The sequence below is a fragment of the Psychrobacter sp. AOP3-A1-26 genome (assembly GCF_052378235.1).
Lineage (GTDB): Bacteria > Pseudomonadota > Gammaproteobacteria > Pseudomonadales > Moraxellaceae > Psychrobacter.
In genome coordinates this window covers 1-18,373 of the sequence record NZ_JBQSXN010000060.1, presented here as the reverse complement: position 1 = coordinate 18,373, position 18,373 = coordinate 1, and the positions used below count along the sequence as shown (strand labels likewise).

Annotated in this window: 16 protein-coding genes and 2 pseudogenes; 3 read left to right on the top strand and 15 right to left on the bottom strand. The window is 42.5% G+C overall.

Annotated elements, in window-relative coordinates:
• Nucleotides 1-727 precede the first annotated feature (727 nt).
• From ACT3TU_RS10190 to ACT3TU_RS10170, 5 genes and pseudogenes are all read right to left on the bottom strand, one after another.
• Entirely contained in the window at nucleotides 728-1,375 is a 648-nt protein-coding gene (locus ACT3TU_RS10190) for an anthranilate synthase component II (protein WP_192523427.1), read from the bottom strand.
• Between the two features lie 34 nt (nucleotides 1,376-1,409).
• Entirely contained in the window at nucleotides 1,410-2,828 is a 1,419-nt protein-coding gene (locus tag ACT3TU_RS10185) for an anthranilate synthase component I family protein (protein WP_192528746.1), read from the bottom strand.
• A gap of 65 nt (nucleotides 2,829-2,893) precedes the next feature.
• Nucleotides 2,894-3,169, bottom strand: coding sequence for a Trp family transcriptional regulator (locus ACT3TU_RS10180; protein ID WP_192528745.1), 276 nt, complete (start codon nucleotides 3,167-3,169; stop codon nucleotides 2,894-2,896).
• A 223-nt stretch (nucleotides 3,170-3,392) separates the two neighbouring features.
• Nucleotides 3,393-4,229, bottom strand: a complete 837-nt coding sequence (locus tag ACT3TU_RS10175; RefSeq protein WP_192523424.1) for a bifunctional allantoicase/(S)-ureidoglycine aminohydrolase — start codon at nucleotides 4,227-4,229, stop codon at nucleotides 3,393-3,395.
• Between the two features lie 335 nt (nucleotides 4,230-4,564).
• Nucleotides 4,565-4,675, bottom strand: a pseudogene (locus ACT3TU_RS10170) (hypothetical protein); the annotation flags it as partial.
• Here ACT3TU_RS10170 and ACT3TU_RS10165 point away from each other — a divergent pair.
• Nucleotides 4,661-4,804 (top strand): annotated as a pseudogene (locus ACT3TU_RS10165) (IS1/IS1595 family N-terminal zinc-binding domain-containing protein); the annotation flags it as partial. The pseudogenes ACT3TU_RS10170 and ACT3TU_RS10165 overlap by 15 nt on opposite strands.
• Nucleotides 4,805-5,108: 304 nt before the next feature.
• On the opposite strand, the gene ACT3TU_RS10160 reads toward ACT3TU_RS10165, so the two are convergent.
• The 5 genes from ACT3TU_RS10160 to uraD all read right to left on the bottom strand — a co-directional run bounded on the left by ACT3TU_RS10160 (nucleotide 5,109) and on the right by uraD (nucleotide 9,453).
• Nucleotides 5,109-5,669 (bottom strand): ureidoglycolate lyase, encoded by a 561-nt coding sequence (locus ACT3TU_RS10160; RefSeq protein ID WP_192528744.1) that lies wholly within the window; start codon nucleotides 5,667-5,669, stop codon nucleotides 5,109-5,111.
• A 153-nt stretch (nucleotides 5,670-5,822) separates the two neighbouring features.
• Nucleotides 5,823-6,815, bottom strand: coding sequence for an allantoinase PuuE (gene puuE / locus ACT3TU_RS10155; RefSeq protein WP_192528743.1), 993 nt, complete (start codon nucleotides 6,813-6,815; stop codon nucleotides 5,823-5,825).
• A gap of 172 nt (nucleotides 6,816-6,987) precedes the next feature.
• The gene (locus tag ACT3TU_RS10150; RefSeq protein ID WP_192528742.1) at nucleotides 6,988-8,301 is read right to left on the bottom strand and encodes a urate hydroxylase PuuD; all 1,314 of its coding nucleotides are present in this window, start codon (nucleotides 8,299-8,301) and stop codon (nucleotides 6,988-6,990) included.
• A 208-nt stretch (nucleotides 8,302-8,509) separates the two neighbouring features.
• Entirely contained in the window at nucleotides 8,510-8,878 is a 369-nt protein-coding gene (gene uraH, locus ACT3TU_RS10145) for a hydroxyisourate hydrolase (RefSeq protein WP_192523420.1), read from the bottom strand.
• Between the two features lie 53 nt (nucleotides 8,879-8,931).
• Complete coding sequence (gene uraD / locus ACT3TU_RS10140) at nucleotides 8,932-9,453, bottom strand: 2-oxo-4-hydroxy-4-carboxy-5-ureidoimidazoline decarboxylase (RefSeq protein WP_318779290.1); 522 nt, start codon at nucleotides 9,451-9,453, stop codon at nucleotides 8,932-8,934.
• A gap of 323 nt (nucleotides 9,454-9,776) precedes the next feature.
• Here uraD and ACT3TU_RS10135 point away from each other — a divergent pair, with 323 nt between their 5' ends.
• Nucleotides 9,777-10,442, top strand: a complete 666-nt coding sequence (locus ACT3TU_RS10135) for a TetR/AcrR family transcriptional regulator (protein WP_192523418.1) — start codon at nucleotides 9,777-9,779, stop codon at nucleotides 10,440-10,442.
• Between the two features lie 119 nt (nucleotides 10,443-10,561).
• Here the strand turns inward: ACT3TU_RS10135 and ACT3TU_RS10130 are convergent, their stop codons facing one another.
• Complete coding sequence (locus ACT3TU_RS10130) at nucleotides 10,562-11,971, bottom strand: uracil-xanthine permease family protein (protein ID WP_444784334.1); 1,410 nt, start codon at nucleotides 11,969-11,971, stop codon at nucleotides 10,562-10,564.
• 482 nt (nucleotides 11,972-12,453) lie between these two features.
• On the opposite strand from ACT3TU_RS10130, the gene ACT3TU_RS10125 reads away from it, so the two are divergent.
• Nucleotides 12,454-13,731, top strand: a complete 1,278-nt coding sequence (locus ACT3TU_RS10125) for a TonB-dependent receptor domain-containing protein (RefSeq protein ID WP_225735156.1) — start codon at nucleotides 12,454-12,456, stop codon at nucleotides 13,729-13,731.
• 154 nt (nucleotides 13,732-13,885) lie between these two features.
• Here the strand turns inward: ACT3TU_RS10125 and ACT3TU_RS10120 are convergent, their stop codons facing one another.
• From ACT3TU_RS10120 to ACT3TU_RS10105, 4 genes are all read right to left on the bottom strand, one after another.
• Nucleotides 13,886-14,644 (bottom strand): iron ABC transporter ATP-binding protein, encoded by a 759-nt coding sequence (locus tag ACT3TU_RS10120; protein WP_192524504.1) that lies wholly within the window; start codon nucleotides 14,642-14,644, stop codon nucleotides 13,886-13,888.
• Between the two features lie 49 nt (nucleotides 14,645-14,693).
• The gene (locus ACT3TU_RS10115) at nucleotides 14,694-15,791 is read right to left on the bottom strand and encodes an iron chelate uptake ABC transporter family permease subunit (protein WP_192528741.1); all 1,098 of its coding nucleotides are present in this window, start codon (nucleotides 15,789-15,791) and stop codon (nucleotides 14,694-14,696) included.
• Between the two features lie 90 nt (nucleotides 15,792-15,881).
• Nucleotides 15,882-16,994: an ABC transporter permease gene (locus tag ACT3TU_RS10110; protein ID WP_192524502.1), complete on the bottom strand. Its 1,113-nt coding sequence runs from the start codon at nucleotides 16,992-16,994 to the stop codon at nucleotides 15,882-15,884.
• A gap of 68 nt (nucleotides 16,995-17,062) precedes the next feature.
• A complete protein-coding gene (locus ACT3TU_RS10105) occupies nucleotides 17,063-18,115 on the bottom strand; it encodes a siderophore ABC transporter substrate-binding protein (RefSeq protein WP_192528740.1) in 1,053 nt (350 codons plus the stop codon).
• Between the last annotated feature and the right edge of the window lie 258 nt (nucleotides 18,116-18,373).

Here is an 18,373-nt window from a genome sequence, read left to right as displayed (position 1 = left end):
TATGTTCGTGACTCTAGGGATAGTTAGCATGTACGTAGCGCCTGTTTTAATTATATTTTTAATCGTATTTATCACGATAAATACGATTAAGTCAGACAAAAATATTGTTAAGACAATTAAAGTTTTATCAAAAATCCTTGCTGTTATATTTGTTTTAGATTTGATGCTTCTTTCATACATATGGCTCAATATTGGTAGGTTTTACTAGCCTATACCCTATTGGAACCAGTCATTTCATCCTTCAAATCAATTAACAGAACACTTAAAATAGACTGATATAAGGGAACCATCTATATTAGGGTGTGTTTGATGAGTCATAAATAGGTATTGTTGCTGCTAAAGTTGCCTAATACTGCGTGAAAAATCCTGCTAAGTCACTGGTCTTATGCAGTAGGCCTATTATTAAAATTAGGACACACCTCAATCAATCCACAAAAACCACGCTCTTTCTCGAGTGTCATTTTGCTGAATAAAATAAACTTTTTCAGCTTGGCTTCTGGGTTGATGTGTAGCATCTGCACCGCAGTCTTTAGAACGTTGTTTTATCCACTGTATTTGCTCTTTTTTTAAATCAGCTGGCCTTGTACATCCATCCCTAATATAAAATTTGTCTCTAAAAGCGCTACCGCTGAGCTAACAGAAGCGCCTAGCAAACAAACTTATTCGGCTTAATAGCCTGTATCTTAGTAAGCCAGATTTGTTTAGAGAGCAGGCGGACATAGTAGATCTACACCTGTAGCAAAAAGTTAGTCAGCAAGCGTTTAGCGCCTTCGGTCGCAAAAGATTCAGGATGAAACTGTACCCCTTGAATGGGATAGTCTTTATGTTGAACACCCATAATCTCATCGCCTGCTAGCGCTGATTCAGCCAAGCTTAATTCAGCATGAGCATCATTGGCGACGACTGAAGTGACAGTTAGGCAATTTGGTAGGGTATCTGCCTGTACCATCAATGAGTGATAGCGCATGATTTCTATCTCTTGTGGTAAGCCTTGATAAACGCTCGCAGCATCATGGCGAATGGCTGAAACCTTGCCATGCATCGGTACACTGGCACGTACTACATCACCGCCGAAAACATGGGCGATGCCCTGCATACCCAAGCAAACACCCAATAGCGGTGTTGTCTTGCCCATGACTTCAATCACTTCGGCACAAATACCAAAATAGGCAGGATCATCAGGCGCACCAGGGCCAGGTGAGATAATAATACGATCAAGATTCATGGCCTGTACATCTGCTAACGTTATCTCATTGTTACGTTTAACAATGACGTTTGCTTCTTTATCACTGTCCATCGTCTGTAAAATCTCACCAATGTATTGGTAAAGATTAAAGGTAAACGAGTCGTAGTTATCTATAATTAAAACATTCATTGGTTATCAACTCTTTGGCAAAAATATAAGCAATTTACGGATTCATAAAACTGTCTAATACTACCTTCATGGCAGAAAGCTTACGCTGAATTTCTAGATATTCATCAGCGGGATTGGAGTCATAGACATTACCGCCACAGGTTTGTGCGTAGGCTGATTCGCCATTGATAAATAAGCTGCGAATAGGGATGGCAAAGATACAATCACCATTAAAGTTAAAGGACCCAAGCGCACCGCCATAAGCGCCACGACCATCTGGCTCCAGCTCGTTAATGACTTTAATGGCTTCAACCTTTGGCGCGCCTGACAGCGTTCCAGCAGGAAAGTTGCTGGCAAGGGCGCTAAACATATCTTCATCAGGATGCAAGATACCGACGATTTCAGAGGAGATATGCTGCACGTGTGAGAAGCGTTTGATATCCATCAAATTGCGCACCTTTACCGTACCAAAGCGTGCCACACGGCCAATATCATTGCGATGCAAATCGACCAACATATTGTGCTCGGCAATCTCTTTGTCATCGTTAAGCAGCGCTCTGGCAAGCTGACGGTCTTCGACGACATCGCCGCCGCGCTTTGCCGTACCTGCGAGTGGATAAGTTTCCATCTCGCCTTGACGCAAGCGAAACAATAATTCAGGTGAGGCACCGATGATGCACTGCTGAGCAAATTTCATAAAGTACATGTGCGGCGATGGATTAACCGCCCGCAGTTTTTCATAAATGGGCATTTTATCGCCAGCAATACGATATTTAGATTTAAAGCCCACCTCACACTGGAATATACGCCCAGAGATGATGTCTTCTTTGACTTGCATCACTACTTTAGCATGCTCGTCTTGACTCATGCCGTCGCCTAAAAATTCTACTGTAGGTGGCTCGTATTCTGGGGTCGGTGCATCAAGCAAGGCTTTAATCTGTTCGATACGATTGTTTTGCTGCTCGGTTGGATAATAAAAGTAGAAAATCTCTCCAGTCATCTTATCGAGCGTTAAGCCATCTAGATAAACGCCAAACTTAAACGGTTCAAAATCGACGCTCGGCTTGGCATTGACACTTGGCTCAAAGAAATTGACACTGTCATAGCCCAGATAACCAACCAAACCGCCACTTTGTTCGCGGGCAATGACATGCTGCGGAGTGATAGTACGTAGCAGCTGATAGGGATTGTCCGTCTGATAATGGTCAGTTTTAGCGGTTTTGTTATCGGTAATCGCCAGGATAGTACGGTCGATAGCAGTAATGGTCATCACTGGATCAAAACCAATGGCATGATGGCGTGACATATGGCTATCTTCGCCTAAGGATTCGAGCAAATAACAAGTATCAAAAGCACGCTCAATGCGTTTAAATAAAGCTAGAAAATCGATATCCTGCGTCAGCTTTATCCGTTGCGGCTTGCTAGGGATATCAATAGCGGCAGGTTGATCATATTGTGGGGTAGGAGAGGTCATAACGAGGTCCAAAGTAATTCAAATAGGTAAAGCTAGAATAAATGTAATTAGCGTTGATTGATGTTTTAATCGTCTTGTCTGTGAGTTGCTAGCAGCGCGCTGACGTCATGAATTTGCATCGCTTTAGCACCGCGAGAGACGGTGGCAATACCAACGCCTAGCTGCTCAGAAATTTCACGTTGGGTGACACCGCGTGCTAATAAATCAAAAATACGAATACGGTTGGCAATCTCAAATTGCTCTTTATCGGTTAACAAGGCACTGAGCAGCATTTCGATAGCGGCGCTATCATGACAACTGGCTAAATGCTTTAATAAACTATGATAAGGATCGGTGCTCATAATATGTAGTCTTCATTTAAAAACAGATTGATTATCATCTTGTTTCAGTATTCTAGTACAGTAGTACATAAAAAACAAGTAAAGTGATGGATGTTTTAGCATTACGTTATTAAAGCTTGGTTTAAAAATATTCAATTCGACATAAAAATAAAAAGCCAGCTAATTGTAATTAGCTGGCTTTATTTTCGAATTAATAATTATGCTTTTAATTATTCTAGATGGCTTATTTTACTGGACGAATAAACGGCATATGACGGTTCACGTCTTTGTATAGTAAGTATCTGAATGGACCAGGTCCGCCAGCGTAACAAGATTGTGGGCAGAATGCGCGCAGCCACATAAAGTCGCCTGCTTCAACTTCTACCCATTCACCGTTTAAGTGATAGACAGCTTTACCTTCTAGTACATACAAACCATGTTCCATCACATGCGTTTCATCAAATGGAATCACGCCACCTGGCTGGAAAGTAACGATATTCACATGCATGTCGTGACGCATATCAGACTGCTCGGTAAATCTGGTGGTTGTCCATACGCCATCAGTACCCGGCATTTCAATGGCTTCAACATCGTGATCGCTGGTTACAAACGCTTCAGGTACATCAATACCTTCACAATGTTGATACGCTTTGCGGATCCAATGGAATTTAACGTGCTTGTCGCTGTTGTTTTTCAATGACCATTTGCAGCCAGGTGGTAAGAATGCATAACCACCTGATTCAAGATGATGCGTCTCACCTTCGATAGTCATATCCATTTCGCCTTCAACGATGAATACCACACCTTCGGCGTTGGCATCTAGCTCAGGCTTTTCTGAGCCGCCATTAGGCTCAACTTCGACGATATACTGTGAAAAGGTCTCAGAGAAACCTGAAAGTGGACGTGCCAGTACCCACATGCGCATGCCTGTCCAAAACGGTAGATAGCTGATAACGATATCCGTTAATACACGCTTTGGAATAATCGCATAAGCTTCGGTGAAGATAGCACGATCAGATAGTAGTTGTGTTTGTGGAGGCAAGCCGCCAGTTGGTGCGTAATAAGTGCTTTTTGTTGACATGGTTAATGTTCCTTAGTGGTTTTGTGCCGCGATAAATTTGTGTCTGAACCTTTGAGTTTAAGTCTTTGAGTTTGAATCGTGGAGCAAAGGAGGGGGTTACCCGTTTGGCTGGGGTTTCCCTTTAAACACTAAATCATTTGCAGCTTGCTTGAAGGGCTAAGCTATTGTCAAAATTATTAGACGTTAGACATAGCCCGGTAATTTGGATCGTTTTCATTTTTTATCGACAACAGCTGTCATTTTCTCTAATGACGCACAGACCTATGATTCATCTAAAGCTCCATGCTCTAAACCTAAGGTTCCATGCTCTAAATCTAAAACCCATGCTCTAATCAGTTGTAGATATGCTGACTAGAAATATGTAAAGTTGCTCTGTTTTCCATGAGCCCAATGTCATTGATATCAGGCGCCTTAGAAGCGCTCATGCCTAAATCAGATGCCCTGACTGTCATAGTATAAGTCTAAAGAAAAATGCAATAAAAAGCTATGTTAAGCAGAACTATCAATGTAAAGACTGCAAGCGTCAGTTCATTGATAATCAGGCCTTAACCTCTCATGGCCGTCATTCTAGAATAGAAGATTAAATATGGTTAATGACTGTTAGAGGTTGATAAGTTTTGGACTTACGTGCATCGCAAGAAGTGGCTTATGTATGGGAAAACAGTACAACGTAGGTATAGAAGGCAATAACGGCCGTCTCAGACATCGATTAAAATAAACCGTTAGAAGAATGTGTTGTCTATCTAAAAAGCTCAATAAGTATTTTAGAGTGTTTAACTTGGTGTTCTTTTAATGTCAATTTTGGCTAACTCTGATGTCAGTGTGCTTTTTAGAGCACAATCAAATTAAAGCACAATCAAAATACTATTTATTTAATGTCTAAACAGCATTAGCCTTTGCTCTCTCTGATTTAGCTTGCTCAGCAGACACATCAACGCAAACTTCCCAATCATCAATCTCAAATTCATGGCAGTTGTTACCCTCACCATTGATACGATCGACAACTAAAAAGTCACAATCTGCTTTTAGTGCTAGTAGCGGATGGTGCCAAACATTGGCGTCATACTGAACACCTTGATGCGAGTGAGCATAAAATACTTCTAAATCATCCGCTGATTTGGGCGCGTCGCCAGGTTTAGCTACCACAACCAGATAATCTGTGGAATTCATAGAAAAGAAGGCTTGCGTACCAAACGGGTGATATTCCATGACCGATAGCGTAATAGGGCAGTCGCGTCTTTTAGTGCGAAAAATACTAAAACCAACTTCACCGCCGTCTAATGCCACTTTTGAGATAGAATCATGACGACACGCATAGCCACGATTGATATCCCAACTATTTTCAGGACATTTTTCTTTATCGTCATAAGGCTCAATCACTGAACCATAAGGTGCAAAAGCAGCTTTGGTTAAAGGTTGGGCAATTATCGTGGTTTTCATGAGTTCACCTTTATATTATTTAATAATATCATTTATTTGATTTTTTAGCCGTTTATTAAGTTATAAATGGCCTTGAGCGTACCATCATCAGCGAGCTTAGTTTCTATTACATACCTGCTTATTAATATGATGATACGTCTCTAATGTCGATAGTTACATCCAGTTGGCGGTGTTATCTGCCGTTGCTGGATGGTTTTCATACCAGTGCTTGGCGATTTCATCGCGGCGGCATACCCAAACATCGGGTTTACTGGTGATATATTTTAAAAACTGTTTGAGCGCAGTGATACGACCAGCGCGACCGATGATACGGCAATGCAAGCCAATCGTTAGCATTTTTGGCTCGTTCTTACCGTCTTTGTCGCCTTCTTCATACAAGGTATCAAAGCTGTCTTTTAAGTACTGGTAAAAAGGTTCAGCGTTGGTAAAACCAGGGCTAGAAGCAAAACGCATGTCATTGGTCTCAAGTGTATAAGGGATAACCAAATGCGGTTTACGGGCGATTTTACTGCCTTCTTCTACTTTGACATTGAGCCAGTAGGGGAGTTCATCGGCATAAGAATCCGAGTCATAAATATAGCCACCTTGTGCAGCGACCAGTTCGCGAGTATTGGGGCTATCACGACCGGTATACCAACCGAGTGGCTGCTTACCAAGCATGCTCTCAAAGATTTCAGTGGCGCGGCGTACATGTTCGCGTTCAGTCTCACGGTACATATCCTGATAAGTAATCCAGCGTAGTCCATGACTGGCAATTTCATGACCATCTTCTAAGACGCGTTCAACGATATGCGGTGTCTTTTCAGCAGCAGCAGCACAAGTAAAGGTAGTGATCGGTAAGCCGTACTCTTTAAAGGTATCTAATACACGCCAAACGCCAACACGACTACCGTACTCAAATGCAGACTCAATAGATTGGTGACGATTGAGAAACTCAGGCGTACCTAATACGTCAGATAAAAAACGTTCTGACTGACCATCGCCATGAATGACGCTGTTTTCTGCACCTTCTTCGATATTAAGTACAAACTGCACCGCGATCTTAGCGCCACCTGGCCAGTTAGCCTTTGGTGGATTACCGGCATAGCCTTTTAGGTCACGCGGATAGGCATCCTGATTAAAATCGCTGGTTATTTTTTTTGTCATTATGATTATCCTAGATAAACTAAAACGAAATAGGGTAGAACAAGAAGTGCGGTCTTTTATTTGAGCCATAGTATCTGAACTTTTATAAAGCTAGATAGGGTCAAAAACCATACTGTGATAACGCTGGCTTCGATATAAAAACCAGCGTTAGGTAGATTGTTAAACGGTTTGCTTATAACCCTGAGGTATACTCGAGTAATTGCTGACGCTCGTCATCTGTCATATTAGTCAGGTTACCAAAAGGCATATATTCTGTTTGTACCGCCGTGATGATTCTTGCTTTATAGGTTTTTAGATCTGCTGGAGTTTCTAAAACAATACCGGCTTGAGGTACATTAAACATTTCGTGAGTGGGTTGCACGGCATGACAAGTAGTACAACGTTCATGAACAATAGCCATAGCAGCATCATCAGCAGATGCAGACACTGGGACGGCTTCGGCCGCGTTTTCATCATTACTAGCAGCATCAGCTTCTGCTTCTGCACCATCAGCAGGTGGCGTATCTGTCGGTGCTGCGTCTTCTGCTGGAGCAGTTGCACTGACGGCAGGGGTTGGTGATTTCTCAATTGGTGTCGGACGCATCCAAATAATTAGTAATACGGTTGCTATCGCAGGAACCACTAAGAATTTTGGTTTATTGCGACCCAAGTGTTTTTCGTTGAAGTAATGACGAGCAGTTGCAGTGATAATACCGACGAATACCAATACCAACCAGCCATGCGCATGTGAATACATCATTGGATAGTGATTACTAATCATGATAAAGATTAGCGGTAGAGTAAAGTAGTTATTCATCACCGAGCGGTTTCTGGCCATTAATGCTAAAGCTGCTACATCTGGACCTGGTTTTACGCCACGACTTACACAATCTACCAATGCGCGCTGAGCAGGCATAATTCCAAAGAATACGTTACCTGCCATGATTGTACCTAAAATGGCACCAACATGGATAAAGGAAGCACGGTCACTAAATAACTGATAAGAACCCCAAGTGGCAATAATCATTAATATAAAGATAGTGACACTAAAAACCAGTTTATTTTTGCCGATACTGCTGCGTACAATGGCTTCATAAATAAAGTAGCTGCCAAATAAGAACAGTAAACTGGTAGATATGGCACCCACACTGCTACCAAAATCCACTTTACTTGGATCAATCAAGTACGCTGTGGCATTGATATAGTACACGATGATAAGCATCATCATACCGGTCAGCCAAGTGGTGTAGGCTTCCCATTTGAACCAATGCAGTGTTTTTGGCATTTCTTCAGGTTCGAGCTTGTACTTGGCAATTTCGTAGAAACCACCACCATGAACTGCCCAAAGGTCACCTGAAATGCCTTTTTTGGCTTTCCACTCTGGTGGCTTCTGAAGACTCATGTCGAGCCATACGAAGTAAAAAGATGCGCCAATCCATGCTACACCAGCGATAACGTGAAACCAGCGGAAGAATAAACTTAGCCAATCGAGAAGATATGCACCCATGTTGTCAATGTCCTTTTATATTGTTATATCTTGGTAACTCGTAACGACTTTTGCTCACCTTCGTTATTATAAAAGATTGTGATACAACGTAGCGATACCAGCATTATTTATTTGGTCTTAAACCACTGACCTCACTGTCAGACGTTTAGAGTTTACAGCGCTCGTTTAGCCTTATTCGTATAAGGCTTCGAGTGATAAAGCGATAAAATTATGAGCCGCGATAGGTACTATAACCATGTGCGCTAAGCAACAACGGCACATGGTAATGATTCCCATCACTGACCATAAAGTCGATAATAACTTGCGGATAAAATGCAGTGAGATTTTGTGCATCAAAATAAGACTGCGTATCAAAAGTCAATGTATAGCGACCAATATCAATATGATATTCAGCGATATCAATGGATGGGTCAAACGCCCAGCTGTCTGGTGCCACGCGACCATCAGCGTTGGTAACGCCATTGGCCAATAGTTTTGCTTCACCGCTCGCAGACACACGATGTAGTGTTACAGCGATATCAGCAGCTGGCTTACCAAGATGCGTGTCTAGAATATGTGATGATAAAGTAGCGGACATAATAATTCCTTTTATATGTGTGGAAAAAAATGAGTCTAACTCTAAAGTTAAGTTTAAGCGTCGCTTAGCATTTTCTGCAAACGTAAGCGGGTTATTTTGTTTTGTTCAGCTGCTGCATTGCCCAGTTCTGTTTCACGATCATTTGGCAAGCGAGCGAGTAATAAGTCAAGCATTTCTTGCGCGCTTTTACCCGTAGCATAAACAATAAAGATAAAACCAAATTTATCGAGGTAGTCTTGATTGCCTTGTGCTAAGGCTTCAATCACAGCGTCATCAGCGTTATTAGCACCTGATTGCTCATGTGCGGCGCTATCTTGCGTATTACGATATTTCTCTTTTAATGAGTCAACATTACCAATCTGTGGATGACCGTCAAAGGCCTCTAATAAATTGGCTTCTTCTGTTTGCGCCTGGCCCCATGCTGCATCGCTTGCGCTCATTAGAGCATCTACATCTTCAAACGGACGCGCATCTGCCAATAGACTCGCCCAACGGCTGCTAGTGCAACAGGTCAGGAATTTCGAGGTAGCATCGGCTGGCGACAGGGCATTGAGTTGCGATAGTGATAAGCTCACAGTGATATCCTTATCTTTTGACACAAAAAAGTTGAATGATACGAGTTTATAATTCGATTGATATAAGTTTATAAAGAGGATCATTTCTCTTGATTACATAAATCAGGGTAAAAACCCATGTTAAAGTAGTATCGAATGAGTCGTAATTGGTTTAATATTAACCATTCTGCTTAAACCTGACCATTTGGTCAACTACTTTATGAAAAATATTTTATATTTGCTTGCCATGTTCCATAAAAATTAGCGTATTAATCTATTAGTTTATCTTAAATTCACGCTGGAATATGGTTGTTTATTCACATTAATGTCTAACGGTTCATCCTATGACTCAAAACGCTAAATCAAACGCACCATCATCCTCTGAGAGCGCTGTACACCGTAATCAGCAGGATATTCGTGCACACAATCAAGCACTGATTTTGACCGCTGCTGAAGAAGAATTTGTATTGCAAGGCTATCGCGGTGCCACGATGCAAGGTATCGCCGATCGAGCGGGTTTGCCAAAAGCCAATATTCATTATTACTTTAAGAATAAAAAAAACCTGTATAAGGTTGTTTTGCTTTCTATTATTGAAGAGTGGAATGAGGGCTTGGTGACGATGACGGTGGACAGCGATCCCAAAACAGTCATCGAAAAGTTTGTGCGTACCAAATTACATCAAGCCTTTGCTCACCCAAATCGGCATAAGCTGTTTGCGCTTGAGGTCATCGGTGGGGCATTACATCTACATGACTTTATGTCGACGGTGATGAAAGAATGGGCGCTTGATAAAACTCAAGTGATGAAAACATGGCACGAACAAGGCAAAATCGCTATCGATGATCCATTGCAGCTGTTGATTTTAATTTGGGCCACGACGCAGCGCTACGCTGAATTTGAAACAGAAATCGTCGGCTTGATGAACAAGACTGAGTACGATGAACAAGATGAAGCACGGGCTGCTGACTTTCTAGTGCCATTCATTTTACGTGGCTGTGGCATTGAATAGCGATTACAGCTAGCTAGCGTTGCCGATATTATTTATGGATACCAAGCTAAAGCCTCAGTAGTTTAATACTATTGAGGCTTTATTTTATACATCATGATGAAGCATTTGTAAATCAGCTACTAAGACGCTTTTTTTCTAAGCGGTTTTAGGCCGTCTTCGATATGCTGCTCTTCAGTATCATATTCGACACCATAGTTCTTCGGCAAAATCACATCGAGCGCAATGGCTATTACCCCTGACATGGTCACTGCTGAGCCAAAGATATTGCGGAACAGTTGTGGCATTTGCGCAAAGACATCAGGAACAAACGCAACACCTAGACCCAGACCCAATGAGGTGGCAATGATTAACACATTACGATGGGTAAAGTTCACTGTCGAGAGGATACGAATACCCGCAGTCGCTACAGTAGCGAACATCAACAGCGTTACGCCGCCAACCACCGGCTTTGGCAACTGAGTAAAGATAGCACCTAAAACAGGAAACAGACCCATTATAAATAAGATACCTGCCACATAAAAGCCAACATAGCGACTGGCAATACCAGTCATTTGGATGACACCATTATTCTGGCTAAATGTGGTTACGGGGAAGCTGTTAAATATACCAGAAATGGCGGAGTTGACACCATCACCTAATACGCCGCCTTTGATACGTTTCTCATATAGTGGGCCTTTTATCGGCTCACCTGAGATCATCGACGTTGCGGTCAAATCACCTGAGGTCTCGATACTGGTAATAATATACATAAAGGCAATAGGAATAAAGGCTTGCCAATCAAAACCAAAACCAAACTTAAAGGGTACGGGTACCGTTAATAAAGGGGCTTCTGAGACCAATGAAAAATCAATACGGCCCATAAATGCTGCTACTATTAGACCTAACATTAAACCGATAAAAATAGCACTTGAGCGAATGACTTTATTATTAACGATACTGATTAGCACCACGCTCACTAACACACCGCCGCCTAGTAGTAAATTCTCCATACTACCAAAGTTTTCAGCACCAACACCCCCTGCTAAATCGGTTAGACCTGTTTTGGTCAACGACAGACCAATGGTGACAATAACACAACCGGTAACGATTGGACTCATCAAAGATTTAAGCTTAGTGATGAACTGACTTAAGAAAATCTCAACGAATGCCCCGAGGAAGGTAACCCCAAAGATAACGGAGAGGATTTCTTCAGGACTACCGCCTTTGTTTTTGACTACAAAACCTGCTGCTAATACTGCTGCTAGGAAACCAAAGCTAGTGCCTTGGAGTGCCATTAGCCCTGACCCGACAGGGCCAACTTTACGGGTTTGAATAAAGGTAGCAACCCCCGATACCATTAGGGCCATACTGATTAGGTAGGGAATATGTTCGCCTAAGCCTAACGCGCCACCAATGATTAATGAGGGAGTGATGATACCAACAAAAGCGGCGAGTACGTGTTGAACCGCACCTAAAAATGCTTTTGGAGGAGCAGGACGGTCATGTAGACCATACAATAAATCCGGGTTTCCTTGAGTATTTTCACTCATCTTAACTTCCTTGTGAAGTGAGTTATAGGCCAAGCTCTGTGCAGATGATTAAGCAAAGTTTTGAATCCATATATGAGATGAAAAAAATGCTGTCTCTGTAAAAATTAGCATTGCTAATTCATCTGACAGAGAAGTCTGTTTACATTTATGCCAATAACTAGCAGATAGCTATTGTCTTTTAATCTGATCAGTAATTGTTATTTAAACTTGACTAATTGGTCAACTATCTAAGGGTATATGTAAACGGCTGCCTATTGCAATGTTTTTTTTCATATTGGTGCGTTTATTTTATTAATAATAACGATTAATTATAAGAACATAGCGCAAGTCAGTGGAAAAAATACTTTTTATCGTTCAATTTCCTGAGCATGAGGCGTGAATAGTCGTTACCTAATAACTGAATAGCCAGTCTCCCAAACCCAGCCATATTTTCAGCGGGCCCATTTTTTAATCGTAAATTTCTTACATTAATTATTGCCAAATTGTTAATACTTCGTTATTATGCCCTCAACATTACTTATGGACTAGATTATAATTATAATCCGGTTAATCAGCTAATCGATGTTGATACCAATGTCTATCAAACAAAGACGAAAATCTCACGAGATACAGATTATACGGTAAACCCTGGTTATGACTGGGAAGCCGAGGTCAAAACTACAGGCGGTAAAATTCAGAATACCAGTGTGATTGATAGCAGCATCGTTGAGGGTATCACTGGTTCGCATAAGCTAATCGCTGGTGTTGAACATTACAAAAAAGAGTCTGAAATGGCACGTGACTCTGCCAAAACAGGTAGCGATGAAGCTCAAAACACCTCTGTGTATTTAGAAGACCAATGGCAGATGGGTAAATTTAGCCTAACGCCAGGTATTCGCTATGATCGCTATGAGTCTCCAGATTTCGTTGCTGATGGTAAAGTATTTAACAACGTCGTCGGTGGATTGGCCGCCAGCTACGAGGTTGCCCCGAGTACTCAGCTATTTGCCAGTTATACCCAATTGTTTAATGGTCCAGATTTGAGCCAAGCTATTTTTAACCAAGATGGCACTGAGACTTATGTAAATGATGACTTAAAAGCAGAAGAAGGTGATAACGCCGAGGTTGGTGTTGTGACCACATTACGTGGTTTGACCACTGCTGATGATGCACTGCAATTAAGTGGTAAATACTTTGAGACCAATATCGAGAACTATATTGAATATGTACGTGCAGGCAAAAATAAAGTTGGCTTAGATTGTGCGACAGGTGCGTCAGGCGGTAGTTGCCAAGGTGCAATTAATAAAGACGAAGACTACAAAATCAAAGGTGTCGAGCTTGCCGCCGATTATAAGATGGATGACTTTAGTATGGGCTTGAGCTACGCTCATGCACGTAGTAAAGGTAAAGATAGCGGCTATAGCATCTACTCACAAACAGGCAGTAGCTCTGATTCGGGCGATAAATACATGCTCAATCTGGCTTATGAGCCAACAGACACTACAGAGCTAGGCTGGCGCAGTACCTATGTTGCTTCAGTAACTCCGAATACGGGTGGCGATGACATCGAAAAACCAAGCTATGACGTCCATGATATTTTTATGAGCTATTCGCCAAAACAGATAGAAGGAATAAAAGCAACAGTTGGTGTATACAATATCTTTGATGAAAACTATGCCAATCATGCGTCACGTATCGTTGCGCCACGTGACGATGGTACTTTAAGAACTGACTTTGAGCCAGGTCGTAACATCAAAGCTTCTTTAACCTATCAGTTCTAAACCAAACTACTTTACTCATTAGTAGTAAAAAGACCACTTATATTATATAGGTGGTCTTTTTTTATGGCTTATATAATTTGTGAATGTTCAACACGCCTTAATTGTATTTACACTAATTTTTTATGGTTAGACTCTATATAGCTAGATTCTATACTTATACTGTATCGACAATCACTGGACGACCTTGATGATTTAAAACAGTCACATCGACGTTATATAACACTTTCATTGTTTCTTGTGTGAGTACATCCACAGGCGCTCCTGTGGCTAGCACGCGACCTTCTTTCATCGTCACCACGGTGTCGGCGAATTGCGCCGCTTGATTGATATCGTGCAAGACAATCACCACGGTTTTATTTTGACCATGGCTCAACTCACGCAGCTCACGCATTAGGCGCCCAGCATGGTACATATCCAGATTATTTAGCGGCTCATCGAGCAGTAAATACGGCGTATCTTGGCAAACAATCATCGCAATCAATACCCGTTGTCGCTGTCCACCCGATAACGTCGACAAAAAGCGCTCAGCCAAAGGCTCAAGCTCAAAACGTTCTATAATTTCCTGCACTTTTTGTTGATCGTGCGCGGTTGGCTGTCCTTGGTGGTAGGGATAGCGACCAAACATCAGCAGCTCGTGTACACGTAGCCGTCCTTGTACTTGGTTGTCTTGTCCAAGCATGGCGACAGTCTTGGACAAGGTTCGCGCATGACAGCTGACAATATCGTGCTCAGCGAAACGCACCTGCCCAGATTGAAGCGGCTGCAGGCGTGCCATCACCGAAAATAGAGTGGATTTTCCCGCGCCATTGGGACCAATTAAGGCGATAATTTGGGCACTTGGTAACGATAAAGTGATGTCATGTAAGATTTGTTGTTTGCCAATATGGTACGAGATGTTATCCAATTTAATCATAGGGGCTTCTTGTTTTTAGATAAATTTTGATCAGTTTTTTGGACTGGTATTACTGGCGACGTTGGCTTATAAAAATCAATATTAAAAATACCAAGCCGCCCGCCAATTCAATCACCACTGACAGTACGCCCGCCATGCCCAATACTTGCTCAAATACGGTCTGACCCAATACCAAGCAAATCATGGCCACCAAGCTGACCAGTATCAGTCGTTCGCTATGATACATATGGCGAGCAATGCGATTGGTTAAAGCGCAGACTAATAAACCAAAAAAGGTTACTGGACCGACCAATGCTGTCGCCGTAGCGACTAATACCGCAATGATGGTTAATAGCCCAAATGCCAGGCGTTGATAATGGATACCGAGGTTAATCGCTTGGGGCTTACCGAGCATCAACACATCGCACTGATAGCGCCAGCGCCAGATAAATAGCCCACTGATGACACAAATAAATAGACTGATACCAAGCAACTGTGGATTGACGGTATTAAATTGCGCATAGCTGGCAGATTGCACCACCACAAAGTCATCGGGGTTAATCAATCGTGCAATCAATGCCGATAAACTACGAAACAGCACGCCAAAAATAACGCCGACCAATATCAGCCGCGTCAAATCCTGACTGCTCTTGGAGAATAGCAACCGAAATAATAGCAATGATGCGCCAAACATTAAGAATATTTCAAGCGAGAATTTGGCAATCGGATTGATACTGGTAAAGCTGATCGCGCCCAAAAAGAACACCAATAAACTTTGCAGCAGCACATATAACGAATCAAAGCCCAACAGTGATGGCGTCAAAATAGGATTGTGGGTCAAGGTCTGAAACAGTAGCGTCGATACCCCGATAGCATAGCCAACCACCATCAGCGCCAGTAATTTTTTGCCTCGTAGCGGTAACGCAAAATCCCAATGACCGTTGACGTTGAGGGTTAAAAACAGAACCATCGAGATCAGCAGCACAATGGCCGCAATCGATTTTGGGTGATTGACGATGAATGTCCAAAATTGCGCTAGACGACTCTGTTCAGAAGAAGAGGTGTCATTATTATTTTTTTGAGTACTGTTTCTCGAGCTATTACTTTTTGAATAACTATTCTCTGAGCTACTATTTTTTGCAGCGCTAGGCGTAAAGGGTGAAAACATGCGCGAATCCTATAGTGCCAAGCTTATCTGGTAAAAAAGAGAGATAAGTGAAGAGGGTAGATAACTGATAACAGGGTTGAGTGACTGTTTTTATTGCTCGGCAGGCGCACGTAATAATAGCCATAAAAACAGCACGGTACCGACCACACCAAAGACCGTCGCCACAGGTACTTCAAACGGATAGCGAATAGAGCGACCAATAATATCGCAGAGCAGGACAGCTGAGGCACCTAATAGCGCAACTGCGGGCAAGCTACGACGTAATTTATCACCCATCAATCGACTGACGATATTGGGCACGACCAAACCAATAAATGGAATCATGCCCACCGTTACCACGACAACGGCACTCATCATCGCCACCATCCCAACGCCAAGCCATGTGACTTGGCGTTTACTAATGCCCAAATTGAGCGCGATATTATCGCCCAAACCAACGATGGTCAGTTTGTCGGCGATGATATAAGCCAACACACACAGCCCACCTGTCAGCCACAGTAGCTCATAACGACCAGCTAATACGCCAGAGAAGTCACCAAATTGCCATACACTTAGCATTTGTAACGACTCAGTTTGATAGGCGATAAACGTCGTCACCGCCTCGATGATACCGCCAAAGACAATGCCAATCAGTGGAATCATCAAAAAGTCAGTAGGCGGGATGCGGTGAATCAGCAGCATAAATAACATCATGCCAAATACAGCGGCGACGGTTGCCACGCCCATTTTGACGATAAGCGCACTGGCTGGAAACAGCAAGCTGACCACCAACAGCCCTAGCGCCGCACTTTGGGTGGCACCAACCATCGATGGCTCAACGAAACGGTTTTTTAACACCACCTGAATAATCATCCCCGCTACTGCCATCGCGATACCGGTTAAGATAATGGCAATGGTACGCGGTAGTCGGCTGACCAACATTAACGAGCTATCCGAGTTGGCGCTATGACTGATGAGGCTTTGTAGGATACCTGACCATGAAAAATCCGCCACACCGATTGATAGGCTTAATAACACCAAAAACCCCATAATAATGAGGCTACCGGTGTTTATTAACCATGGCGGTATAGCGGCACGTCGAGGGTTGGTACTCAAACCTTTACTAGTGCTTTTTTGCCAGTGCGGTGAAGCGATTGGCAACGAAGCACTGGTTTTAGCGTGGGGTTTAGCGTGGGTATGAGCACGATGTGAAAATAACGACATAACTTATACTGGCTTAAAATGAGGTGCTAATCATCGATTAACAACAATGGCTTGCATGGTTATAGCGTTTATTTTGCGCTAGCGAATGCGTCTTTAATGGTCGTCAAATCTTGCATCCACTGATAATAGCCACCGAATGCTAGGTAAGAGTCTGGGCTCAAGTAAACCACTTGATCTTTACTCCATGCAGTGGTTTGCGCGACCAATGGGTTGTCCAATACTGCTTTAGCACCAGCGCTATCTTCACCAATCGCTGCGCTGCGATCAACGACAAACAACCAGTCTGGATTGGTTTTTTGTAAGTATTCAAAAGACACTGGCTGACCGTGGCGCGCATCCGATATTGACTCGTCTGCAATGGGTATATCCAGTACAGTATGGATAAAGCCGTAGCGCGATTTAACGTTATAAGTAGAAAGTTTATTACCATTAACCATGACGACTAGGCCTTTGCCTTTATCCTTGGTTAAGGTTTTAGTCTCATCGATGAGACCGTCGATATTACCTTGCAGCTTAGCCGCCTGATCGCTCTTACCAAACAAAGCGCCCAAATCATGCAAACGCTGTTTACTTGATTCATAAATATTCGCGGTATCAATACTCATATCCAACGTCGGTGCGATACTGGATAGCTCATTATATTTTTCTGCCATACGCGAGCCGACCAAGATCGCTTGCGGCTGCATCGCATTTAAGTCTTCAAGATTGGGCTCAAATACGGTACCGACTTCTTTGGGCTCAGGCTGTACTTCAGAATGTAAGTTATCTAGATGTAGCCCGCTCGGCATACCATCAACCGCCACATCAAGCGCTGCTAAATCTTGTAACAAGGTCATGTCATAAACCACCAACGGCGAGGGGTTCATTGGTAGATCGACCTTGCCTTTTACCGTATCGACTGAGATTTTTTCAGCAGAAACAGCATCATTATTGTCAACATTTGAGGCAGAATCAGCCGTTTGGTTTTCAGCCTTAGTTTCTGTTGGCTCCGCATCGCTCGAATCAGGCGAGCTACAGCCTGCTATACCGATGGTGGTAAACAGTGCCGTCACCATGACAGCCAATAAGGGACGTTTAAAAAGAGGGGTAGAAGAACGGCTAGATAATGAATTAATAGACATAAATGACTCGGTATATCGTAGGTTTGGAGAATGTGAAAAATAAAAAGAGCTTGTTTAGCGTGATTGTGCGCGCTAGATACTACTCGATAGTAATACCTTAAGACTTCTTGTTTTTTATTGCTGTTTTTACGCTTAAGGATTAGAGCGCTTAAAAATTAATATGCTTATGATAAAGTAATTGAGACTTATTATCAATACAGATGATAATGGTTTTTATTAACGATAGCTGAATGGTTTGCTAATATACTTCAATTATAT